Source organism: Rhizobium sp. N122, from assembly GCF_002211295.1.
GTDB lineage: Bacteria > Pseudomonadota > Alphaproteobacteria > Rhizobiales > Rhizobiaceae > Rhizobium.
The window spans coordinates 161,400-182,730 of the sequence record NZ_LOKU01000005.1; the positions used below are offsets into that span (position 1 = coordinate 161,400).

At 62.4% G+C, this 21,331-nt stretch carries 16 protein-coding genes; 8 read left to right on the forward strand and 8 right to left on the reverse strand.

Annotated features, from left to right (window positions below):
* The first annotated feature begins 216 nt into the window (after positions 1-216).
* The 4 genes from ATY75_RS05650 (at position 217) to ATY75_RS34505 (ending at position 2,991) form a co-directional block, all read left to right on the forward strand.
* Positions 217-1,509, forward strand: a complete 1,293-nt coding sequence (locus ATY75_RS05650) for an Hsp70 family protein (protein WP_088936767.1) — start codon at positions 217-219, stop codon at positions 1,507-1,509.
* Between the two features lie 69 nt (positions 1,510-1,578).
* Positions 1,579-2,478, forward strand: a complete 900-nt coding sequence (locus ATY75_RS05655; protein ID WP_088936768.1) for a uracil-DNA glycosylase — start codon at positions 1,579-1,581, stop codon at positions 2,476-2,478.
* Between the two features lie 132 nt (positions 2,479-2,610).
* Entirely contained in the window at positions 2,611-2,802 is a 192-nt protein-coding gene (locus ATY75_RS05660; protein ID WP_003569328.1) for a hypothetical protein, read from the forward strand.
* Between the two features lie 36 nt (positions 2,803-2,838).
* The gene (locus ATY75_RS34505) at positions 2,839-2,991 is read left to right on the forward strand and encodes a hypothetical protein (protein WP_190241316.1); all 153 of its coding nucleotides are present in this window, start codon (positions 2,839-2,841) and stop codon (positions 2,989-2,991) included.
* On the opposite strand, the gene ATY75_RS05665 is transcribed toward ATY75_RS34505, so the two are convergent.
* Positions 2,992-3,864, reverse strand: coding sequence for a hypothetical protein (locus ATY75_RS05665; protein ID WP_088936769.1), 873 nt, complete (start codon positions 3,862-3,864; stop codon positions 2,992-2,994).
* Between the two features lie 244 nt (positions 3,865-4,108).
* The gene (locus tag ATY75_RS05670) at positions 4,109-5,047 is read right to left on the reverse strand and encodes a DMT family transporter (protein ID WP_088936770.1); all 939 of its coding nucleotides are present in this window, start codon (positions 5,045-5,047) and stop codon (positions 4,109-4,111) included.
* A gap of 65 nt (positions 5,048-5,112) precedes the next feature.
* Between ATY75_RS05670 and ATY75_RS05675 the strand changes: the two genes are divergently transcribed.
* From ATY75_RS05675 to ATY75_RS05690, 4 genes are all read left to right on the forward strand, one after another.
* The gene (locus ATY75_RS05675; RefSeq protein WP_088936771.1) at positions 5,113-5,304 is read left to right on the forward strand and encodes a hypothetical protein; all 192 of its coding nucleotides are present in this window, start codon (positions 5,113-5,115) and stop codon (positions 5,302-5,304) included.
* 81 nt (positions 5,305-5,385) lie between these two features.
* Entirely contained in the window at positions 5,386-6,492 is a 1,107-nt protein-coding gene (locus ATY75_RS35430) for a methyl-accepting chemotaxis protein (protein ID WP_065092179.1), read from the forward strand.
* A gap of 188 nt (positions 6,493-6,680) precedes the next feature.
* The gene (gene pepN / locus ATY75_RS05685; RefSeq protein WP_088936772.1) at positions 6,681-9,329 is read left to right on the forward strand and encodes an aminopeptidase N; all 2,649 of its coding nucleotides are present in this window, start codon (positions 6,681-6,683) and stop codon (positions 9,327-9,329) included.
* A 191-nt stretch (positions 9,330-9,520) separates the two neighbouring features.
* Positions 9,521-11,830, forward strand: coding sequence for an ATP-binding protein (locus ATY75_RS05690; protein WP_088936773.1), 2,310 nt, complete (start codon positions 9,521-9,523; stop codon positions 11,828-11,830).
* A 304-nt stretch (positions 11,831-12,134) separates the two neighbouring features.
* On the opposite strand, the gene ATY75_RS05695 is transcribed toward ATY75_RS05690, so the two are convergent.
* The 6 genes from ATY75_RS05695 to ATY75_RS05720 all read right to left on the reverse strand — a co-directional run bounded on the left by ATY75_RS05695 (position 12,135) and on the right by ATY75_RS05720 (position 21,329).
* Positions 12,135-13,631 (reverse strand): methyl-accepting chemotaxis protein, encoded by a 1,497-nt coding sequence (locus ATY75_RS05695; RefSeq protein WP_245317535.1) that lies wholly within the window; start codon positions 13,629-13,631, stop codon positions 12,135-12,137.
* A gap of 146 nt (positions 13,632-13,777) precedes the next feature.
* Complete coding sequence (locus ATY75_RS05700; RefSeq protein WP_088936774.1) at positions 13,778-16,735, reverse strand: bifunctional [glutamine synthetase] adenylyltransferase/[glutamine synthetase]-adenylyl-L-tyrosine phosphorylase; 2,958 nt, start codon at positions 16,733-16,735, stop codon at positions 13,778-13,780.
* Positions 16,736-16,869: 134 nt separating this feature from the next.
* The gene (locus tag ATY75_RS05705; protein WP_088936775.1) at positions 16,870-18,282 is read right to left on the reverse strand and encodes a HAMP domain-containing sensor histidine kinase; all 1,413 of its coding nucleotides are present in this window, start codon (positions 18,280-18,282) and stop codon (positions 16,870-16,872) included.
* Positions 18,279-19,025 (reverse strand): response regulator transcription factor, encoded by a 747-nt coding sequence (locus ATY75_RS05710; protein WP_064837747.1) that lies wholly within the window; start codon positions 19,023-19,025, stop codon positions 18,279-18,281. Before ATY75_RS05710 ends, ATY75_RS05705 begins: the two co-directional genes overlap by 4 nt.
* Positions 19,026-19,101: 76 nt before the next feature.
* Positions 19,102-20,691 carry a Do family serine endopeptidase gene (locus tag ATY75_RS05715; protein ID WP_064837745.1) on the reverse strand — a complete coding sequence of 530 codons (1,590 nt, stop codon included), beginning with the start codon at positions 20,689-20,691 and terminating at the stop codon, positions 19,102-19,104.
* A 176-nt stretch (positions 20,692-20,867) separates the two neighbouring features.
* Positions 20,868-21,329 (reverse strand): cytochrome c-type biogenesis protein, encoded by a 462-nt coding sequence (locus ATY75_RS05720; RefSeq protein ID WP_088936776.1) that lies wholly within the window; start codon positions 21,327-21,329, stop codon positions 20,868-20,870.
* Positions 21,330-21,331 lie beyond the last annotated feature (2 nt).

Consider the following 21,331-nt stretch of genomic DNA (forward strand, 5'->3'; position numbering starts at 1 on the left):
GCCCTCTGAGTTCGGCATCACCCATCAGCCCTTGCGGCGCACTTCTTTTCCCTGCCCGGGAGAAGAAGTGCGCCTGCGATCACATCCGCTTTCGATCCTCTTGAATGTGTCACGCCTCTGTGGCATCACCCGCCCTCCTTGATCCGGGCGTTGACACGCCCTTTCGCGGAGCAACGCTCCGTCTCCAATAACAATCGGCATGAAAGAGGTGCGGGCATGGCTCAGGCGCTGGGTTTGGACTTCGGCACGACCAATACGGTTCTCGCCATGGCGGATGGCGGGGCGACGCGCTCGATGGCGTTCACCAGCACGGCAGGCACGGCCGACAGCATGCGCACGGCGCTTTCCTTCATGAAGGATGCGCAGCTTGGCGCCTCGGCGCTGAAGGTGGAGGCCGGCCATGCGGCGATCCGCCAGTTCATCGACAATCCCGGCGAATGCCGCTTTCTGCAGTCGATCAAGACCTTTGCGGCCAGCGCGCTGTTCCAGGGCACGCTGATCTTCGCCAAGCGGCATAATTTCGAGGATCTGATGGAGGTTTTCGTCAGGCGGCTGCGCAACTATGCCGGCGACAACTGGCCGTCCGACGTCAGCCGCATCGTCACCGGCCGGCCGGTGCATTTTGCCGGCGCCAGCCCCGATCCTGATCTCGCGACCGAACGCTACAACGAGGCGCTGTCGCGCTTCGGCTTTCCCGAAATCCACTATGTCTACGAGCCGGTCGCCGCCGCCTTCTACTTCGCGCAGAATCTGAAGCAGGATGCGACCGTGCTGGTTGCCGATTTCGGCGGCGGCACGACCGACTATTCGCTGATCCGCTTCGAGATCGTCGCCGGCAAGCTGACGGCAACGCCGATCGGCCATTCCGGCGTCGGCGTCGCCGGCGACCATTTCGACTACAGGATGATCGACAACATCGTCGCGCCGCAGATCGGCAAGGGCAGCCATTTCAAAAGCTTCGACAAGATCCTTGAAGTCCCGTCCAACTACTATTCCAGCTTCGGCCGCTGGAACCAGCTGTCGATCTTCAAGACCACACGCGAATTCGAGGATCTGAAGAAGCTGGTGCGCACCAGCCTGGAACCGGAAAAGCTCGAAATCTTCATCGACCTCATCGACCATGACGAGGGTTACCCGCTCTATCAGGCGGTGTCGGCGACGAAGATGGCGCTGTCGGCCGCCGAGGAGGCGCCTTTCGATTTCGCGCCGCTCGGCAGCGGCGGACACCGCAGCATCAAGCGCCGCGACTTCGAAGGCTGGATTTCAGAGGATCTCGCCCGTATCGAAGGCGCGCTCGACGACGTGCTCGACAAGACCGAGACAAAGGCGTCAGAGATCGACAAGGTGTTCCTGACCGGCGGCACCTCCTTCGTGCCAGCGGTACGCCGCATCTTCACCGAGCGCTTCGACCGCGACCGGATCGAAAGCGGCGGCGAGCTGTTGTCGATCGCCCACGGCTTGGCACTGATCGGCGAACGCGACGACATCGCGCAATGGACTGTGCAATAGATCAGGCAAGGACGGGCAATCCGTCGCCTGCCCTTTCAATGCCGCAGTCTCTCCGCTAAACCTGTCCCTATGATCTCCGCCAACGACCTTTCCCCCGCCGAGCTTGCAGCGCTTCTGCATTTCCATGCGGATGCCGGCGTGGAATGGCTGCTGGAGGAAGAGGCGATCGACCGCTTCGCCGAGTTCGAAGCGATGAAGGCCGCCCGGCGCCCGGCGACGCAGGCGCAACCTGCCGCCGCCGGTGAACGAGCCGTGCCCGGCGAAGGCCGGGCATCGCCGCGCCCGAATGCAGCGGCACGCCCTGCCCCGGCCGAACGCGCCGCTTCCGGGCCGCAACCGGCCATCCCGGACGGCGAGGCAGTGCAGCAGGCGCGTTTCGTCGCCGAATCCGCGCGGTCGCTGGCAGAACTTAAAACCGCGATCGAGGCTTTCAACGGCTGCAACCTCAAGCACAGTGCCCGCTCGACCATCTTTGCCAGCGGCGATGCCGAGAGCGGTATCATGGTGATCGGCTCGGCGCCCGGCGCCGAAGACGATCGCGAAGGCATACCCTTCTCGGGGAAATCCGGCCAGTTGTTCGACAAGATGCTGGCGGCGATCGGGCTGACGCGCTCGAGCGTTCTGCTGACGCAGGTCATTCCCTGGCGGCCGCCCGGCAATCGTGCGCCCTCGGCGGCAGAAATGGACATCTGCCGGCCCTTCATCGAGCGGCAGATCGCGCTGGCCGAACCCAAGGCGATTCTGCTGCTCGGCAATTTTGCGGCTCGCTTCTTCTTCGGCGAAAACGACACGATTCACGGCCTGCGCGGCCGTTGGAAGGAGATTGCCGCTGCGGACTGTGTCATTTCTGCCATAGCCAGCCTGCATCCGCAGGATCTGCTGACCGCGCCGGTCAACAAACGGCTGGCCTGGAACGACCTGCTCGCCTTTCAAGCAAAGCTTAAGTCTCTCTCTTTGCTTAGAAATTAGCCAAAGTTGAATAATTTGTGAATTGGCCTATGCGCCTTACGCATAGCTGCATCCCGCCGTGACGCATTGCGGAATCGATGCTGCACCGCAATATGAAGGGGTGTCTTGGGAGGAACCACAGGAACCAAGGCCATGAACAAGCATTTTCGTCCTATCCATAGCGGGTTTGAAACCCTCCGCCTCGCCGGCGACCAAGTTCGTTCCACCCACGGCTACAGCCGTTTCGGTTTTGCCGCCAACGAACAGATGACCGCCCGCGGCACCGGCATCAACGGCCGCACGGCGCGCCCCGACGCGATTTTCTCGGACTTCCAGCAATATTGAGCGGCAGGCGTTTCGCCTGCCTTTAAGAGTAAGACGATGACGACCCTGATATCGCTTCTGCGCAACATCGAGACCTTCGAACATATCCGCGTCGCAGTCTCAGCCGCGCGGGAATATGAGCGCGAGCTTTCGGTAAAGCCGGCCGATGCCGGCAATGGCGGCTCAAGTGCTGCGGCAATCGTTCTCTGATCAGACGGCCATTGCCTCGAACCGGGCTTTCGCCCATTCGAAGGCTTCGTCGACATAGGCGAACTTGACCGCCTGCCAGGCACAATATTGCTCGACGAAATCCCGCGATATCCAAAGATTCGCCTTGCGTGGTTCGTCGTCCCAGCCGACGCAGCCGCGCTGCGCCGCCTTTGCCAACAGCCGCTGCAGATGGGTGCGCGACATCATGAAATCGGCAGCGAGCGCGCGGGTTTCGACCCGGCCGACGGAAAACCGATCCGCTTCGCTGCTTTCTATATCCATGCGGGCGATGAAATTGTCGACGACGAGGCCACCGGCTTCCGTCCAGAGGAACATCGCCACCTGTTCCGGCGGTTCCCGCCAGGCGGCATCCTCAAGGCAATGGCGGGCAATGCGCGGCTGAACGAGCCGCATCATCGATGGATTTGCCAGGAAAAACGCCGCCCTTTGACCGCCGTCAAGCAGATCGAGCGCGCCGAGATTGGAATGAATCCAGGCAAACATCGCCTGATGGCTGACGTCGGCCGGCTCGAAATGACGCGGCCGCCGCCGCTCGTCGCCGGGGGTGTGGATGATGAAACGGTAGGTATATAGTTCTTCGATGAAGGCGAGCACGGTGTTGCGGCTCGCCACCTTATGCGCGGTGATGCGCCCGGTCAGCCGGACGGCGGTGAAACCCGAGGTCGGGTCGCGCGGATCAAATTCCAGGTTGAGGGCATAGGCAGTCTGGGTCAGAAGCCAGCGTTGATGCGAGGCGAGCAATCGCGCCAGGCGCGGGCCGGCATCGAACATGCCGCGCATCTGCCCAGCTAAAAAGCGGACGCTCAGCAGAAAGGAACAGTTCCCCGCCAATTGCTCCGCCGTCAATGCCATTGCGCTTTTCTCCACCTCCCTCGCCGGCCGACGATCGGAGCAGCGTCACCGAGCGCTTCTTCCGGCATCAGCGCCATTCAGACATGCACAGCTTCGAATAAATGATAGTCTCTCACCTTCAACAAACATATTCCAAGAAGCAACGGTATCCCAAGAATTCACCATTCTTTTCGTCCTCCGCGCGCAATTTTCGAATTACTGCAGCCATCGCCTTAAAGCCTTTCATATCAGCAGCTTGCCGGTATCAGGCTGGCGGCGTCGTGGCTTTGCGCGCCTCCCGCTGCTCGATGCCCAGCTGATGCTCGCGATAGATGATGAAGATGCCGGCGGAGATGACGATGAGGGTGCCGATCAGCATGGTCGCGCTCGGCACGTCGCCGAAGACTAAATAGGCGACGATGCCGCCGAGCAGGATCGAGGTATATTCGAACGGCGCGATGGTGGAGACGTCGGCATGGCGGTAGCTTTCCGTCAGCAGGATCTGCGCGACGCCGCCGCAAAAGCCGGCCGCGACCAGATAAAGCGCCGACGGCCATGCAAGGGCGAGCCAGCCGAACGGCAGGGAAACCAGCGAGAAGACCGAAGCGGTGAGCGAGAAATAGAGCACGATCGTCGCCGTCTTCTCCTCCTCGACGAGACGGCGCACCTGGATCATCGCCATGCCGCCGAGAACGGCCGAGATGAGCACTGCGAGCGCGCCGACGGCCTGTTCGGCTTCCATGCCGCCGTTGCGGAACAGAGTGAGTTTCGGCCAGGAGACGATGGCGACGCCGACGATGCCGACCAGGACGGCGCTCCAGCGATAGATGCGCACGGTCTCGCCGAGAAAAACCGCGGCGAAGATAACGGCGACGAGCGGCAGCGCATAGCCGAGCGCGATCGCCTCCGGCAGCGGCAGATGCAGCAGGCCGTAGAAACCGAACGCCATCGACATGATGCCGATCGTGCCGCGCTTCAGATGGCCGACCGGATTGGCGGTGTAGAAGGCGGCACGCAGCTGCCCGATATAGGCGAGATAGGCCATGATCGGAAAGAGCGCGAAGAAGGACCTGCAGAAAGTGACCTGCCCCGGCGGGATGTCCGATCCCGCCAGCTTGATGAAGGTCTGCATGGCCAGGAAGACCACGACCGACGAGACCTTCAGCGCAATGCCTCTCATCGGGTTTTTGAGAACCGCGTGCATGATCCTGGCTCTTGGTACCGACTTAACGGGAACGGGAAGACGCGTTCGACTCGGGAACGCAAAGGATGACGTTCGGCATCGTAGCGAAGAAAATCCGGATTGGCGAAAAATTCGCAAGCAGCGAGGCAGAATCGCAAAATCACCTTCGACCGCAGGCCGACGGAGAGGCGATACGCGCCCACGCATCGAATTTTTCCTCTCTTCAGCCCTTTCGCACCAAAATGTTCACCTCCGACCGGTCGGTGTTAACCAATTGAAAACCATAGGCACGCATCGTTTTTGCAGATCTCGAATTATTCGACCTGCAAACGATTGCCCGCCCCTTCCAGGATCATTTGATGAAGCCGCTTAGCGCCGAAACCATTGCCCAGTCGCAGAATGCGACACCGCGCTCGATGCGCGTCGTCACCGACGGCATCAGCACCGACCTCGAGCGCTTCAGCGCCGATAACACCAATATCGTCAAGCAGATCAAGCTGCTCGCCATCAATGCGCTGATCGAAGCGGCAAGAGCCGGCGAGACCGGAAAGGGCTTTGCGGTCGTTGCCAACGAGGTGCAGCGGCTGGCGCAGATCGCAACCGACATCACCGGCAGGTTCGAGAGCAACGTGCTCGGCCGCATCGGCCTCAGCCGCGCCATGGCGGATAGCCTGGTCGAGGAGATGGAAGGCGTTCGCCTCACCGATCTGGCGCAGACGCTGGTGCAGCTCATCGTCCGCAATCTTTTCGAGCGCACCGCCGATGTGCGCTGGTGGGCGACGGACCCGGCGCTCTGGCAGGCGCTTGAGAATCCGGATCGGGAAACCGTCGCCTTTGCAGCGGAGCGTCTCGGCGCCATCAACCGCTTCTACACCGTCTATCTCGATCTCGTCATGACCGATCTCTCGGGCAAGGTGATCGCATCCGCCAATCCCAAGTTCCAGCGCAAGCTCGCCGGGACAAGCCTTGCCGGCGATCCGTGGTTCCGCGCGGCATCGGCCTGCGCCTCCGGCGACGCCTATATTGTCGACGAGGTCAAGGCGAGCCCGCTCCACGACAACAGGCATGCGCTCGTCTATGCCACCGGCATCCGCGAAGAGGGCAAGCTCAATGGACGGCTGATCGGCACGCTCGGCGTCTATTTCGACTGGCAGAACCAGGGCCAGGCGATCGTCGAAAAGGAGGCGAACCTGCCGCCGCAGCTGGCGGAGAAAACAACGGTCATGCTGCTCGACGGCAAGAGCCGGGTGATCGCCACCACCAATCCTGCTCTGCTGTTTTCGCATTTCGCCCTCGCCAACCCTTCCGGCCGGGCGAAGGGCAGCTACTACGACAATAACGGCTCGCTCGTCGCCTTCGCGCGCACGCTCGGCTACGAGGATTATGACGGGCTCGGCTGGTGCGGCGTCGTCGTGCAGCAGACGGAAAATGACGCGACGATCAAGGCGGCGCTCAATCTGAAATAGTGCCGCGCTCCGCAGCGGCCGCGCTTATCCGCTCCAAACAGGATATTTTGCCCGTGAACTTGGTGTTCGCGGGCAATTTGCTTTAACTTTAGTTCAGACTTTAATGTAATCATGCCCGGCAAATTTATGGCAGAGTGCGCCCGCCTCTGTATTCCGCGGTTGTCAAATAACGGTCTTCAGGAAACACCATGCGAACAGATACCGGCCAGGTCATTCATCTGGCAGATTACCGTCCCACCGACTTCGTGCTGGAACGCGTGGACCTGACCTTCGAACTCGACCCGACGGAAACAAAGGTCGAGGCACGGCTGATCTTTCATCGCCGCCCCGGCGCCGATCCGGCAGCGCCGATCGTGCTCGACGGCGACGAACTGACGCTGTCGGGGCTGCTGTTCGACCAGGTGGAGCTCGATCCTTCGCGTTATGAGGCAACAGCGGAAAGCCTGACGGTGCGCGATCTGCCTGAGAGCGCGCCCTTCGAGCTGACGATCACCACGGTGATCAATCCCGAGGCCAACACCCAGCTGATGGGCCTTTATCGCACCGGCGGCATCTACTGCACGCAATGCGAGGCGGAGGGCTTCCGCCGCATCACCTATTTCCCCGACCGGCCCGACGTGCTTGCGCCGTTCACGGTCAACATCATCGCCGACAAGGAGGCCAATCCGCTGCTCCTGTCGAACGGCAACTTCCTCGGCGGCGCCGGCTACGGCCCCGGCAAGCATTTCGCCGCCTGGTTCGACCCGCATCCGAAACCGAGCTATCTCTTCGCGCTGGTCGCCGGCGATCTCGGCGTCGTCGAAGACACGTTCACCACCATGTCCGGCCGCGAGGTGGTGCTGAAGATCTATGTCGAGCACGGCAAGGAGCCGCGCGCCGCCTATGCCATGGACGCGCTGAAACGCTCGATGAAGTGGGACGAAGAGAGGTTCGGGCGCGAATACGATCTCGACATCTTCATGATCGTCGCCGTCTCCGACTTCAACATGGGCGCGATGGAGAACAAGGGCCTCAACGTCTTCAATGACAAATACGTCCTTGCCGATCCGGAACTGGCGACCGACGCCGACTACGCCAATATCGAAACCATCATTGCGCATGAATATTTCCACAACTGGACCGGCAACCGCATCACCTGCCGCGACTGGTTCCAGCTCTGCCTCAAGGAAGGCCTGACGGTCTATCGCGACCACGAGTTCTCGTCCGACCAGCGCTCGCGCCCGGTCAAGCGCATCGCCGAGGTGCGCCATCTGAAATCGGAGCAGTTCCCGGAAGATGGCGGTCCGCTCGCTCATCCGGTGCGGCCGACGACATATCGCGAGATCAACAATTTCTACACGACGACGGTCTACGAAAAGGGCAGCGAAGTCACCCGCATGATCGCGACCCTGCTCGGCAAGGACGGCTTCAAGCAGGGCATGGACCTCTATTTCGAGCGCCATGACGGCCAGGCCGTGACGATCGAGGATTTCGTCAAATGCTTCGAGGATGCGAGCGGGCGCGACCTCACGCAATTCTCCCTCTGGTATCACCAGGCCGGCACGCCGCTCGTCACCGCATCGGGCAGCTATGATGCGGCGGCGGCCACCTTCACCCTGTCGCTCGAGCAGATGATCCCGGCCACCCCCGGCCAGCCAAGCAAGGAGCCGATGCATATTCCGCTCAGCCTGGCGCTCTTCGGCGAAAACGGCGGCAAGATCGAGCCGAGTTCGGTCGAGGGCGCCGAATATGCCGGCGAGGTGCTGCATCTCACCGGCCGCACGCAGACGGTAGTGTTCCACGGCATCGGCTCGCGGCCGGTCGTTTCGATCAACCGCAGCTTCTCGGCGCCGATCAACCTGCATTTCGATCAGAGCCCGGCCGATCTCGCCCACCTCGCCCGCCATGAGACCGATCACTTCGCCCGCTGGCAGGCCCTGACCGATCTGGCGCTGCCGAACCTCCTCAAGGCAGCGCGCGACGCCCGCGAGGGCAAGCCGGTCGTCTGCGAGGCGACCTTCGTCGAGACGCTGATCGCGGCGGCCGCCGACGACAGCCTCGAGCCCGCCTTCCGCGCTCAGGCGCTGGCGCTGCCGAGCGAATCCGACATCGCCCGCGAACTCGGCGGCAACAACGATCCCGATGCCATCCATGCCGGCCGGCAGGCGATCCTGAAGCAGATCGCCGATGCCGGGAAGGATGTTTTTGCCGGCCTCTACGCCGCGACGACGACATCGGGCGATTTCAGCCCGGACGCAAAAAGCGCCGGCCTCAGGGCGCTGCGCAATACGGCGCTGACCTATCTTTCCCATGCCGAGCCGACGCCGGCCCGCGCCTGGGCCGCCTTCAATGCGGCCAACAACATGACCGATCGCAGCCATGCGCTGACGATCCTTGCCCATCGTTTCCCCGACAGCGCGGAGACGGCCGAAGCGCTGGCGAGCTTCCGCGAGCGCTTTGCGGAGAATGCGCTGGTCATCGACAAATGGTTTGCGATCCAGGCCGGCATTCCCGGCGCGAAAACCCTGGATCGGGTCCGCGCCCTGATGAACGACCCGCTGTTCAAGCGAACCAATCCAAACCGGATGCGGTCGCTGGTCGGCACCTTCGCCTTTGCCAATCCGACCGGCTTCGGCCGCGCCGACGGCGAAGGCTATCGTTTCCTCGCCGGTCAGATTCTCGATATCGACGAGCGCAACCCGCAGCTTGCCGCCCGCATTCTCACCTCAATGCGCTCCTGGCGCTCGCTCGAACCGGCGCGCGCCGATCACGCCCGCGCCGCGCTGATCGAGATCGAGCAGGCTGGCTCTCTTTCCACGGACGTGCGCGATATCGTCGAGCGCACGCTTAAAGGGTGATTTGCTTCGACCGGCTGCCGCGAAACATTCGGCGGCCGGTTGCCGAGCAAATCGAATCGTCCGAAAAACACGAAATTATAAATAGTTAACGGATTTTTACCTTTGCCTCTGGACAAGGCGAATCACCCATGATTCTCTAGGTCAGGTTCGAGCGAGCGGCGCGCGAATCACACGAGGGACAAGGCGAAAAGATGATGGACGTGCGGCGGGCAACCGTGGCCGGAGGACGGCTGCGTGTCGATTTTGACGGGCTGAAAGCCTGGCGAGACAGCCTTTCCGGCCATGCGACATCGGAACCGCTTCTGCGTCATCTGCCGAAGGCGGAACTGCTCTTGAAGCGCGCCATTCCGGCGCTGATCGTCGCCTTCCTCGTTGTCGTCGCCGCCTCGCATTTCTTCGGCATGGTCAGCGAATACTCCCGCCTGGAAGCCTCTGCCCGCCATGCCACGGCGCTTTCGGCCGCGACCGCCTCCGCGGTGTTTGCCGATACATCCGACATTTTCGACAGCGGCGATATCGCAGAAGCGCAGGCCCGGCTGGCCAGGTTCCTGCCGCAGGACCGGCTCGACAGCGGCGCCTTCGTGCTGCTCGTGCAGGCAAGCGGCAAGGTCTTTGCCGCGACGACCGCCGGGCTTTCGCATGTCGGCAGCAATGTCGGCGATTTCTTCCCCGAGGTCTCGGCGATCCGCCGTTTCGGCGATCGCGCCGGTGTCATCGAAACGACGATCGGCGGCGTGCCGCACTACGCCGAGATCACGCTGATGGGCAATGCGGGCGGCTATATCATCGCCGCCACCTCGCTCGAGGAGATCAGCCGGCTCTGGCGCGAACAGCTGGCCCTCAACGTCACGTTGTTTGCCGGCATCTCCTCGATCCTGCTGGTCATCCTCTATGCCTATTACACGCAGGTGAAGCGCGCCCGCGACGCCGACGACATCTTTCTGGAATCGAATCTGCGCGTCGAGACGGCGCTATCGCGCGGCCGCTGCGGCCTGTGGGACTTCGATTTCGAGAACCGCGAATTCTTCTGGTCGCGCTCGATGTACGACATGCTCGGCCTGCCGGGCTCCGACAAGACGATGGGCTTCGGCGAAGCCGCACGGCTGATGCATCCCGATGACGGCGGGCTCTACGAGATCGCCCGCGCCATCGCCAAGGGCCATTCCGGCCAGGTGGATCAGATCTTCCGCATGCGCCATGCCGGCGGCCACTATGTCTGGATGCGCGCCCGCGCCCAGGTGATCCGCAGCAATTCCGGCCGCGTGCACCTGATCGGCATCGCCATGGATGTGACCGAACAGCATCGGCTCGCCCAGCGTTACGCGGAAGCCGATCAACGCCTGGCAGATGCCATCGAATGCACCTCCGAGGCCTTTGTGCTCTGGGACAAGAACGATCGGCTGGTCATGTGCAACACGCATTTCCAGCAGGCTTACGGCCTGCCGGACAGCGTGCTCGTGCCCGGCACCGAGCGCTCGATCGTCAATGCCGCCGCTGCCCGCCCGGTCATCGAGCGGCGGATCGCCGATGCCGACGGCCCCGGCTATTCGCGCACGACCGAGGTGCAGCTTGCCGACGAGCGCTGGCTGCAGATCAACGAGCGTCGCACCCGTGACGGCGGCAGGGTTTCTGTGGGAACCGACATCACGCTGATGAAACGTCACCAGGAGCGGCTGCGCGAATCCGAACGCCGGCTGATGGCGACGATCGGCGATCTCTCGGCCTCGCGCCAGACGCTGGAGATCCAGAAATTCGAGCTTTCGACGGCGAATGCCAACTACCAGGCGGAGAAGGAACGCGCCGAGGCCGCCAACAAGGCGAAATCGGAATTTCTCGCCAACATGTCGCACGAGCTACGCACGCCGCTCAACGCCATTCTCGGTTTTTCCGAAATCCTGCAGAACCAGATGTTCGGACCGCTCGGCTCGCTGAAATACGACGAATATGCCCGCGATATCCATGACAGCGGCAAACATCTGCTCAACGTCATCAACGACATTCTCGACATGTCGAAGATCGAGGCCGGCCATCTCCGGCTGCATTGCGAGCGCATCGATCTCGTGCCGCTGATCGAGGAAAGCTTGCGCTTCACCGCCATTCCGGCGGCCGAGAAGAACATCGTCATCGATCAGCGCATCTCATCCGGCCTGACGCTGACGGCCGACCGCCGGGCGATGAAACAGGTGCTTCTCAACCTGCTCTCCAATGCGGTGAAGTTCACCGACAATGGCGGCCGCATCGCGGTGCGCACACGCCGCATCGACGGCGCCGTGCTCGTCACCATCGCCGACACCGGCATCGGCATTCCCCGCTCGGCGCTGTCGAAGATCGGCCAGCCCTTCGAACAGGTGCAGAGCCAATATGCCAAGAGCAAGGGCGGCTCCGGCCTCGGGCTGGCCATATCCCGCTCGCTGACCGCACTGCATGGCGGCCGCATGAAAATCCGCTCCCGCGAAGCGGTGGGCACGGTGATCTCGCTGCGCATTCCGGACGACGTCTAAAGTACGATCGGCTAGCTGCGTCGGCCCAAATCGGCCGACGGCGAGACGCCAAATGCGAGCGTTATTCGCGGGAAACCGCCCCATGTGGACAAATCCCCGCTGTTGCGCAATGTCGGTAACCGTTGCAGTCGGCGCGGCGTTTCTCCCGCTCGCCGACCTCGTTGCGCATTCCCGACGATGTTCCCTGCATAATTCTTGAAACCGGAACCGATTTAAGGATTAAATTCTGCGGAAATCACAGGATTGCAGCGTCTCTTGCGCGCCTGAAAACGGGCGCGCTGCAGGGCATACCGTCCTATGAGCATCACGCGGCGATATTGCCGCGAATGATGGATCGTGAACGAACGGGATCGGCGGCAAGTTTGAAGTTATTCACCAGGTCGGCGAGGTGCCGCGTCTTGGCTCGAAGATCGGACGCAGCGGTTGTTGTTTCTTCGACCATCGCCGAATTCTGCTGGGTAACCTGATCCATCTGCACGATTGCCGCGTTCACCTCGGTCAGGCCGGCAGCCTGTTCTTGCGCGGAGGTTGCTATTGCGCCTATCAAACTGTCAATCTCGTTGACCTTGCTGACAATGGTTCCGAGCGTCTGGCTGGTATTTTCCACAAGCTCGACTCCGCGTTTCACCTGCTGCGAACTTGCCGCGATAAGGCCGCGAATTTCCTTGGCGGCTTCCGCCGAACGCTGCGCGAGAGCACGCACTTCGGACGCGACAACGGCGAAGCCTTTTCCCGCATCGCCGGCACGTGCAGCTTCGACGCCGGCATTGAGCGCCAGCAAATTTGTCTGGAAAGCGATTTCATCGATAACTGCGATGATCTGATTGATTTCCCCTGAGCTTTTGGCGATTTCGCTCATGGCATGTTCGGCCTGGCTCATGATTTCGCCGGATCGGCCAACATCGGCTTTGGCGCCGGATGCGACCTCGTTCGCCCGTTTTGCATCCTGCGAAGTGCGTTGCACGGTCGTGGTGATTTCCTCGACGGCAGCCGCCGTCTTTTCAAGCGAACTCGCCTGCCGCTCGGTGCGCTGAGAGAGATCGTCCGATGCTGTGGCAATTTCCTCGGTGCCGGTGCGAATTTCCTCGGCTGTCGCGCTGATGCGCAGCATGGCATCCAGTAAAGCCTCGGTCGCACCGTTGAAGTTGGTCTTGGCGGCCTCGCTCTTTGCGGGAAACTCAGCCTCGATCCGGTAACTCAGATCCCGGTTGGCAAGTGCGGTGAGCGCGTCGCTGAGGTTGGCCATGGAGACCCGGTCGGCCTCGGTCTCGCTTTCCTTGAGCCGGCGATCGAATTCGCTGCGCTCTCTTTCTGCCGTTGCGGAAATTTCCGCAAAAAAATGATGCATCGCAACGGACACGTCGACAAAAATCGAATTCAACAGGCTGCGAAGGAGTTCCCGGCGTTTGGCGGCGGTTTTCCATTTCGACGCTTCGACGAGCGTGATCACGAGTTCCGCTGCATAAATTGCGTAGCCAGAGAGGTAAGCGGGATATTCGACCATCTGCGCGATGTTTTGGGCAATCGCCGCCTGTTCGGTAAAATACGGCGCGGAAAGATCGCCGGTAGCGATACGGTTGAACTTGCGCAGTTCCTGTTGAAACAGCGCTTCCGAAAGCCCTTTGAAATTCGGATCGACCGAGCGATAGGCGCAAGTCAGGACGTGGCGCAGATTTTTTTGAACGAGATCCCTAACTTCGGTACCCAGTCGCTTTTGTGCATCGCTCCAAGGTTTGATCTGCTCTTCAATATTTTTCATCGTATACCTGTTTATCTGCAATCTAAGCGGGATAATATTCACAAACCCAATGAAGGATTGCGTCAGGCCGATTGAAATCTGTTAAGCTAAACAAACTCCTACATTTCGGTGGAAGACGAAGAGTTGGTTGCGCAAAATGGATAAGATCTCCAAGAACGGATAGGATTTCGATCGAGGATCGATGTCTATCAGCCCTTCACGGTCGCCAGGCATATCTTCCGAACCGCTTTCGAAAGCCGCTTCACCTCCGCTTCCAGCGTCTTGATGTCAGGGCAGTCGCCGGCGCGGCAGACGAGTTCGACGAGGCCGGCCGGCGCGTCCTCGGGATCGAAGAGGCCGTCGATCGACAGGCGGATCAACTGCGACAGGCTGGTATAAAGGCCGAAAGCCTCGAGGCATATGTCGAGATCGGCCGGCGCCATCAGCCGGTCACCCAGCACCTTCAGAGCCTCGCCGGTGCTCATGCCGTTGACGGCAATGCCGACGCCCTTGGTGGGGGCGATCAGCGCCAGGTACTGGGCGATGAATTCGAGATCGATGACGCCGCCGGGGATCAGTTTCAGGTCCCATGGGCCGGACGGCGGCTTTTCCGTGTCGATCAGTTCGCGCATCTCGGCAACGTCATGCGCCACCTTGGCGATGTCGCGATCGGCCGATAGCACCTCCCGGACGATATGCTCCGCCTCGGCGACCAGGCTGCCATCGCCCGAGATCAGCCGGGCGCGGCTGAGCGCCATGTGCTCCCAGGTCCAGGCCTCCTCGCGCTGATATTTGCCGAAGGCATTAATGCGGGTGGCAACCGGTCCCTTGTTGCCGGAAGGGCGCAGCCGCATGTCGACCTCATAGAGCACGCCTTCGGCGGTCGGCGCCGACAAGGCGGCGATCAGCCTCTGGGTGATGCGGGTGAAGTAACGCGTCGCGTCGAGCGGTTTTGCCCCATCGGATTCGGAGGCAGCGTCGTCATAGTCATAGAGCAGGATCAGGTCGATGTCGGACCCCGCCGTCAGCTCGAAGCTGCCGAGCTTGCCCATGCCGGCGACGGCGATGCGTCCGCCGGGATAGTCGCCATGTGCCCCCCGCATCTCGCTCACCACGGCATCGAGCGCGGCTGTGATGATGAGGTCGGCGAGATGGGTGAAGGCGCGTGCGGCCATGTCGCCGTTGATCGCGCCGGTCAACAGGCGAATGCCGATGAGGAAGCGCTGCTCGGCGGCAAAGATGCGCAGCCGGTCGAGCACTTCCTCATAGTGGCGCGCCTGGGCAAGCGAGCCCTTCAACCGTTCGCCGAGATAATCGCGGGTCGGCAGTTCGGCCATCAGGCCGGGGTCGAGCATGCCGTCGAAGACATGGGGCCTTGCGGCAATCACCTCGGCCAGGCGGGGTGCCGAGGACATGATGTTGACGATCAGCGACAGCAGCGCCGGGTTGCTGCCGAGCAGCGAGAACAGCTGGATGCCGGAGGGAAGGCCGGAGATGAAGCTGTCGAAGCGCAGCAGCGCTTCATCGGCGCGCTTGCTTTCGCCGAAGACGCGCAAAAGCTCCGGCGCCAGTTCCGTCAGCCTTTCGCGCGCCTCGACCGATTGCGTCGCGCGGTAGCGGCCATAGTGCCAGGTGCGGATGATGCGGGAGATGTCGGAGGGCCGGGTGAAACCGAGCTTCTTCAGCGTCTCCAGCGTATCGGGATCGTCGCCCTGGCCAGTGAAGACGAGGTTTCCGGTGCCGGTGGAAAGCTTGCTTTCCTGCTCGAACAGATGGGCATAACGCCGCTCGACCGTCTTCAGCACGCCGACCAGCCGCTCGGCGAAGCTCGGCGTATCGGTAAAGCCCATCATGAAGGCGATGCGCTTCAGGTCGCCATCGGTCTCCGGCAGCAGGTGGGTCTGCTCGTCGCGCACCATCTGGATGCGATGCTCGACATTGCGCAGGAACCAGTAGGCCTCCGTCAGTTCGTCCCGCGTCTCGGCATCGATCCATTTCGCCTTGGTGAGTTCACCGAGCGTTTCCTCCGTCGCCCGGCCGCGCAAGGCCGGCATGCGACCGCCGGCGATCAGTTGCTGGGTCTGGACGAAGAATTCGATCTCGCGGATGCCGCCGCGGCCAAGCTTGACGTTGTGGCCTTTGACGGCGATTGCGCCGTGGCCCTTATGCGCGTGGATCTGCCGCTTGATCGAATGGATATCGGCGATCGCCGCATAATCGAGATATTTGCGGAAGACGAAAGGGGAAAGCCCGCGCAGGAACTCGCTTCCCGCCACAAGGTCGCCGGCGACGGCGCGCGCCTTGATGAAGGCTGCCCGCTCCCAGTTCTGGCCCCTGCCCTCGTAATAGATCATCGCCGCCTCGACCGGGATCGCCAGCGGCGTCGAGCCGGGATCGGGGCGCAATCTCAAATCGGTACGGAAGACGTAGCCGTCGGCGGTGCGCTCCTGCAGGATGCGCACCAGCCGCCGCATCATCCGGGGGAAGATCTCGATTGCGTCATCGGGGGCAGGCACGATGCCGGCCTCCTCATCGAAGAAGACGACCAGATCGATATCGGAGGAATAGTTGAGTTCGCAGGCGCCGAGTTTGCCCATGCCGAGTACGATCAGCCCGGAGCCGTCGCTCGGGGCCGCCGGATCGCGCAGCCTGAGCTTTCCGCCCTCATGGGCCGCCAGCAGCAGATGGTCGATCGCGGCGGCGACCGAAGCCTCGGCAAGCTCGCTCAGCCACGCCGTCGTCGCCCGCCCGTCGAAGATGCGCGAGAGATCGGCGAGCGCGACCAGGAAGGCGACCTTGCGCTTGATGATCCGCAGCCTGGTCATCACAGCCGATTCCGCCGGTGCGGCTCCCTCGCCCTCCGGCCGCCAGCAGCCGCGCGCTTCGGCGACCAGCGCCTCGATCTGCGGCTCCAGCGGCTGCGTGATGGCGCCGGCGAGGATGGCCGGATCGAGATTGGCGATTTCGCGGAGATAGGGCGACAGCGTCAGCGCAGCGGCAATGAAATCGCGCAGCGGGCCTTCCGTCTTCAGCATCGCGGCGACCGACGGCTCGCTTTTGCCGGCCTCCTGAAGATCGGCCATCGCCAGCTTCAGCTCCGTCTGGTTCAGCGGACGCAGCAGCCCTTCGGCCACATCCTTCAGGCCATGCGTCGATTTCGTCAGCATGCGCTCTCCCTGGCTAAGCGAAAGAAAACGGCCACAGGGAATCGCGAACCGTCTGCTTCGATCGGCATTAAACTAGGGTCTTGGCGGCAAACCGCCAATACGCGATTCAGCCGATGGTCAATCGGGAGAAGAGTTCACGCCGCCTTGGCCGGGAAGATCATGCTGACGGTCAGGCCTCGCTGTCCGGGTTTGTCCGGATCGGTATCGGAGAGCTCCAGCCGGCCGTTGTGCAATTCCATGACGGCTTCCACCAGCGAAAGACCGAGCCCCGTCCCGGGCTTCGAACGGCTTTCATCGAGGCGGACGAAACGCTTCACCACGTCGTCGCGCCTCTCGGCCGGAACGCCCGGCCCATGGTCGGCCACCGAAAGGCAGATGCCGTCCGGGTGGCGGGCAAGTTTCAGCGACACCGTGCCTGCCCCTTCGGTATCGGAGGAATATTTGATGGCATTGTCGAGCAGGTTGAAGATCGCCTGGCCGATCAGCTCGCGATTGCCCTGCACCTCGACACCGGGTTCGACGCTGGCGCTGAGGCCGAGCCCGGCTTCCTCGGCCGCCGGTTCGTAAAGCTCGGCGCTGTCGGAGACGATCGCCGAAAGCTCGACCGGCGACATCTCCGCCGCCACCGATCCCGCCTCGACGCGCGAGATCATCAGCAGCGCGTTGAAGGTGCGTATCAGCTGATCCGATTCAGAAATGATGCCTTCGAGCGCGGTGCGCCGCGTCTCTCCGTCGGCCATGTCGAGCGCATCGGCCGCCTTGTTGCGCAGCCGCGTCAGCGGCGTCTTCAGATCGTGGGCGATGTTGTCGGAGACCTGCCGCAGACCTTCATTCAGCTTCTCGATGCGCTCCAGCATCGTATTCAACGACATCGACAGCCGGTCGAACTCATCGCCGGAGCCGCCGACCGGCAGGCGCTGCGACAGGTCGCCAGCCATGATCTTCTTGCTCGCATCCGACATGCGGTCGATGCGTTTCAGCGCATTGCGGCCGATGGCGAACCAGATGATGATCGCGCCGAGCCCCATGATCGCCAGCGCCACCATCAGCGCCTGGCGCACCAGCAGACGAAACCGCTCGGGGTCGCCAAGATCGCGGCCGATCAGGATCCGTAAGCCGTTGTCGAGCACGAAGATATTGGCGATCGCCTTGTGGCGGCGCTCGATGCCACCGCCGTCGGTATAGCGTTGATAGGCGAAGGGCGCCGAGGTCCAGCCAATTTCCTCGAAAACACCCGGCTGCACCGAGGCGACGTTGCCGGCGAGGATATCGCCCGAGGGACCGGCGATGATATAGAGATTGGCGCCCGGCTGGCGAGCGCGCCGCTCCATCGTGCGCAGCAGAAGATTCATGCCGCCGGTGTCATAGGCGCGCTGCACCTGCTCCACCTCCTGCTTGACGGCATCGCGGATCTGGCCGGTCAACAGCCGTTCCGACATCGCCGTCACATAGAAGACGAGCGTTGCGGCGCAGATGGCGAAAAGCAGGATATAGAGTGCCGAAAGACGGACTGCGGTAGACTTGAAGAGAACCCTGAAGCGGCTCATCCCTCATCCTTGATCATGTACCCCGCACCCCGAATGGTCTTCAGGAGCGGCTGGCTGTAGTCCTTCTCGATCTTCGAGCGCAGCCGCGAGACGTGGACGTCGATGACGTTGGTCTGCGGGTCGAAGTGATAGTCCCAGACGTTTTCGAGCAGCATAGTCCGGGTCACCACCTGGCCGGCATTCTTCATCAGATATTCGAGCAGGCGGAATTCGCGCGGCTGCAGCGGGATTTCCTTGCCGCCGCGGCGCACCTCGTGGGAGAGCCGGTCGAGTTCGAGATCGCCGACGCGATAGACGACGTCCTGCTCCGGCGTGCCTTTGCGGCGGCCGAGCACCTCGACACGCGCCAGCAGCTCGCTGAAGGCATAGGGCTTCGGCAGGTAGTCGTCGCCGCCGGCACGCAAGCCGGTGACGCGGTCGTCGACCTGACCAAGCGCGGAGAGAATGAGAACCGGCGTATGGATCGCCTTGCGGCGCAGCTCGCTGATGACGGAGAGGCCGTCGCGGCGCGGCAGCATGCGGTCGATGACGATGACGTCGTAGGTATTTTCCGACCCCATGAACAGGCCGGCCTCGCCGTCGCTGGCGTGATCGGCGACGATGCCCGCCTCGCGAAAGGCTTTCGTGAGGTAGACCGCGGCTTCGAGATCATCTTCGATGATGAGAATCTTCATGCGGCCGACATTACCCACCGGCGGCGTTTCGGCAAGGCTCAAAGCATCTTCCTGCGGGGCGGCACCCATCGCGATCATCCTTCAAAGGTCAGAAGAATCAAGCCGCGCGGACTCTCGCCCGCACGGCTCCTGTCGTCTTAAAGGATCAGCCCTGGCCGTTGATCGGAAGCGCGACGAAACGGCTTCCTTCACTGGACTGAATCTGGAACAGCGCGCGGGTGCGGCCGTCCTTCTTGGCCTGGTTCAGCACCTTGACGACATCGGCGGCGGTGGTGACCTCCTGGTTGTTGACCGAGGTGATCTTCTCGCCTTCCTTGATGCCCTTGTCGGCGGCGTCGGAGTCCGGGTCGATGCCGGTGATCGCCAGGCCCTTGCCGTCATCGGAGGGACCGACCGTCAGGCCGAGATCGGCGAGCGCCTTTTCAGACGCCGGCGCCTCGGGCTGCTGCGGCTGACTGTTGTCGTCGGCGTTCGCATCCTTCTGGTCGGCCGGCAGCGTGCCGAGTTCGACGGTCAAAGACTGCGCCTTGCCGGCACGCCAGACCGAAAGCTCGACCTTGCTGCCCGGCTGCATCGCACCGATGCGGCGGCTGAGATCGCGCGCATCCTTGATCGTTTCACCGTTCAGCGCCGTGACGACGTCGCCGGCCTTCATGCCGGCCTTGTCGCCGGGAGAGCCCGCCTGCGGGGCGACGACGAGGGCGCCGCTCGGCTCGGACAGACCGATGGATTCGGCGATATCCTTGGTCACCGGCTGGATCTGGACGCCCAGCCAGCCGCGCGACACCTGGCCATCCTTCATCAGATCGGCAACGACATCCTTGGCCGTCGAGGCGGGAATGGCGAAGGCAATGCCGACGCTGCCGCCCGACGGCGAGAAGATCGCGGTGTTGATGCCGACCACTTCGCCGCTGAGGTTGAAGGTCGGGCCACCGGAGTTGCCGCGGTTCACGGCCGCGTCCACCTGCAGGTAGTCGTCATAAGGACCGGAGCCGATATCGCGGCCGCGGGCCGAGACGATGCCGGCTGTGACCGTGCCGCCGAGACCGAAGGGATTGCCGACGGCGACGACCCAATCGCCGACGCGGACGTTGTTGTCGTCGGCCCAGTTGACGTAGGTGAACTTCTTGCCCTTGCCGTCGACCTTCAGCACGGCGAGGTCGGTGCGCGGATCCCTGCCGATCAGCTTGGCATCGAGTTCGGTGCCGTCATTCATGACGGCGACGAAGGCCTGGCCATCGGACACGACGTGGTTGTTGGTGACGATGTAGCCGTCCTCGGAGATGAAGAAGCCCGAGCCTTGAGCAACCGGACGCAGACGGCCCTTGCCGCCGGGGCCGTTCGGGCCGCCGGGGCCGTTCTGGCCAAAGCGCCGCTGATGGCCCTGCTGATCATTTGGCTCCTGGCCGCCGAACTGCTTGAAGAAGCGCTTCAGCGGGTGATCGTCGGGAAGATCGTCAAAACCGCGGCCGTTGAAATCGAAGGACAGGCCGTCATTGTCGGAGACGGGATTGACGCGATTTTCGACGCGAACGGAAACGACGGCCGGCGAAACGGCATCGACAACATTGGCAAAGCTCGGGACAGCAGGTGCTTGAACCTTGACTGCTTCGGCATAGGACCGGGTGATTTCGAGCGGAACGCCGGTTGCGAGCACAGCGGCCGCGATACCGGCAACGGTAGAAGCCTTGAGCACGGTGGCGAGGGACGGACGTCCGTTGAAATTCTTGAGCATTGGAGCACCTTCTCTTGTTCTTAAATCTTCAGCCCGGCAGCGCCGGATCAGTCGATGCATCAAGATATAGGATGGCGCACCTTACTGCGAACTGTCCGGCCAATGAAAAATTGGTAATGTTGAAATGTTTGCTTCGGCCAATCCGCCGGAGCCGACGATTGCCGCCGATGGACCGCCTACTTTTTCAGAAGATCGTTCAACTTCGACTGTTCATCCGCGGTCAATTTACTTCCCGTCGGCTTGCCTGAGCGCCTGCGGGCAAAGACCAGCAGCGACAGTCCGCCGGCGAGCACCAGCAGCGCCGGGGCGCCCCACAGCAGGCCCGTCTTCATGCTGAACCGCGGCTTCAGCAGAACGAATTCGCCGTAGCGCGAGACGATATAGTTCAGCACCGCCTCGTCGCTGTCGCCATCGGTGATGCGCTCGCGCACCAAGAGGCGCAGGTCCTTGGCGAGATCAGCATTGGAATCGTCGATCGACTGGTTCTGGCAGACCATGCAGCGCAGTTCAGCCGAAAGGGCCCGCGCCCGGGCTTCCAAAGCCGGGTCAGCCAGTACCTCATCGGGATTGACGGCGAAGGCGGAGAAGGGCGCCAAAAGAACAAAAAGGACGATGAGGAACCGAGAGAGAAAAGACAATA